Genomic DNA, 2,703 nt, shown 5'->3' with positions numbered 1-2,703 from the left:
GGCCGATCCGCCGCAGCGTCCCGGCCACGTCCGGCGCACGGACCGTCGTGCCGCCGGGGCCCTCACGGAGATCAGGCCCACGCACCGAGGACATCCACATCGTCCGGGTCGCCGCCGCCGTCCCCAACTGCTCGCGGAACAGCTGGAGTTGAACGCCGGTCGACAGACCGGGGCCGAGCAGCCGCGCCTCGTCGAAGACCCACTGCGCGTCGGTGTGCAGCAGCGCGTACGAGACCGGCGCCATCGTCCGCGCGTCCGCGTAACCGCGCATGAGCGCCCGGCTGAGCAGCATGTCGTGCGTACCGACCAGGATCGCGCTCCGCTCGGGCGCGCGCCGCCAGCCGCCCTCCTGCGCCGCCGCGCCCGCGAGCAGGTGCAGCCCCACCTCGCCCGCCAGGCCCAGGCGCTCCAGCCACCCCGCGATCCGGCGGAGGGTCTGGTCGGCGAGGCTGTGCCGGGGCAGCGCGAGCACCAGCCGGCGCGGCGTGTCCCCGGGCGCGGCGACCAGCCGCCGGTACAGCCACGGCAGCACGGCGGCCACGGTCTTGCCGGCCCCGGTCGGCGCCTCCAGCAGCGCGGGCAGACCTTCGGCGGCCAGCGCCGACTGGTACGGGTAGGGCGTGAAACCGGTGGCGGTGCGCGCGAAATCCTCGAAATCCTCGAACTCGGCCGTCATTCGCCCAACCTACGGCGAAAGGCCGCCCGGCGGGCAGAGCGGAAGGGCACCCGGCGCCCACGGTTGAAACGGCACCCGGCACCTGCGGTTGGAACGGCACCCGGCGCCTACGGCGAAACGCCCGCCGCCCGGTACGCCGCCACCGCGGCCGGCAGGACGGCCTCAACCCCGGACTGCGGCTTGTTCGTGACGATCCTGCGCACCGTCAGGATCACGTCGCCCTCGCGGACGAGGCCCAGTTCGGTGACGTACGGCTTCGGCTCGCCGGCTTGGACGGCCGAGATCCGCAGCACCAGGCCGTCGTCCGCCGCCACGCCCGCCCCCGTCGTGGACACGGTGTTCTTCGTCGTGGTGCCGGCGGCGGGAAACGTGGCGGTGTAGGAGGCGCAGCGGAGCGCGGCGTCGCGGACGGCCGCCATGACGACGGCCGCCCGCCCGGGCGCGTACCGGTCGAGCCACTCGTGGCCGGACCAGCCGTCGGACGCCCGCTCCAGGCCCACCGACACGTCCTCCAGGGGAGGCGCGTGCCTCGTCATGAAGCCCTCCACGACGAGGTCCAGGCAGGGCATCGCCGTGATCGGGACGTCGGAGTCGTCGCGCCCCGAGGCCTCCGAGGGCTTCGACAGCCGGAACCCGTCCGGAAGCCGACCCTCGGTCAGCAGGCCGTCGCGCAGCCGGCCCGGCGCCGGCGCGGCCGTGGCCGACGGGGCCGGCGCGGCTGGGGCCGGGAGCGGGCCGCCGTCCGCCGGCCGCCCGGTCGGCTCGCCCGCCGCCCGCACGGCCGGCTGGTGCGAACAGCCAGACACGGCCGGCACCGCGGCCAGCACCGCCGCAACGCCGGCAGCCGACACCACACCACGCAACCGCACCCGGTCCCCTCCCACGAGTTCATGATCAACTCGCATCCTTCCATACCCCGCACCAGATCCTGCCCGTACGACCGAATTGAGGCCCTGTACGAAGCACCCGAATCGTGACCTTCCCGGCCATGGCGCCCGGAACCCGCCGTTCACGGCCCGCGTCCCCGCCGGTAGCCGCCGTGCCGTAAGGTGCGGCGCCGCAACGCCGAGCAGGCAGTGAGCAGGACGGGAAGAGCGCAGGACGATGGACGACAGACAGGCCGAGGACCACAGACCCGGCGGGAGCGACACCGGGGCCGACGAACCGCTCTGGGAACTCCCCGAGTACCTCTACGAGCGCGAGCTCGGCGCCGGCGCGAGCGGACGGGTCGTCCTCGCCCGCCACCGCGACACCGGCACCCCCGTGGCGATCAAGCACCTCCACACCTGCGCCGCCCGCGCCGCGCTGCGCGCCGAGGCCGAGGTCCTCGCCGGCATCGACTCCCCGTACGTCACCCGGCTCTACGAGTACGTCGAGGGCGAGCACGGCTCGGCCATCGTGATGGAACTGGTCGACGGGATCGCGCTGCGCGACCTGCTGCGCGCGGAGGGCGCCACCACCCCGGAGGCCGCCCTGGTGGTCCTGAAGGGTTCGCTGCTGGGCCTGGCCGCCGCGCACGGGGCCGGCGTGGTGCACCGCGACTACAAGCCCGCCAACGTGCTCGTCGACACCACCGGCACGTCCAAGCTGGTCGACTTCGGCATCGCCGTGCCCAGCGGCGCCGACCGCGACATCTCCGGCACCCCCGCCTACATGCCGCCCGAGCAGTGGGCGGGCCGGGCCGCGTCCCCGGCGGGCGACGTCTACGCGGCGACCGTCACGTTCTTCGAGTGCCTCACCGGCGCCCGCCCCTACGAGGGCACCACGATCGCCGAACTCGCCGTCCAGCACACCGAGGCGCCGATCCCGGCGGACCTGGCCCCGGAACCGGTCCGGCCGCTGATCCTCTCCGGCCTGGCCAAGGAGCCCGAGGCCCGGCCCGACAGCGCCGCCGCGCTCGTCGAGGAACTGGAGGCGGTGGCGGCGGCCGCCTACGGGCCGCACTGGGAGGAGATCGGCAGATCGTCGGGGGTGGACAGAGTGTTAGCGCACCGGAGGAGATCGGTGGGGGCGCGCTCGCGCTCAAC

The 2,703-nt window shown here is 74.8% G+C and carries 3 protein-coding genes; 1 reads left to right on the top strand and 2 read right to left on the bottom strand.

What is annotated here, in order from left to right:
* Together AB0O00_RS34815 and AB0O00_RS34810 are read right to left on the bottom strand one after the other, a co-directional pair.
* A partial coding sequence (locus AB0O00_RS34815) for a DEAD/DEAH box helicase (protein ID WP_363658684.1) occupies positions 1-676 on the bottom strand: 676 nt, incomplete at its 3' end.
* A 107-nt stretch (positions 677-783) separates the two neighbouring features.
* Entirely contained in the window at positions 784-1,482 is a 699-nt protein-coding gene (locus AB0O00_RS34810) for a hypothetical protein (protein ID WP_363658682.1), read from the bottom strand.
* 298 nt (positions 1,483-1,780) lie between these two features.
* On the opposite strand from AB0O00_RS34810, the gene AB0O00_RS34805 reads away from it, so the two are divergent.
* Positions 1,781-2,703, top strand: a 923-nt coding sequence (locus AB0O00_RS34805; RefSeq protein WP_363658680.1) for a serine/threonine-protein kinase, incomplete at its 3' end; no start/stop codon positions are given.

Origin of the sequence: Kitasatospora sp. NPDC093558 (assembly GCF_040683475.1) — a bacterium.
Taxonomy (GTDB): domain Bacteria; phylum Actinomycetota; class Actinomycetes; order Streptomycetales; family Streptomycetaceae; genus Kitasatospora.
Note: the sequence above shows the minus strand (reverse complement) of the source record. Positions and strands in the feature narration are given on the sequence as shown.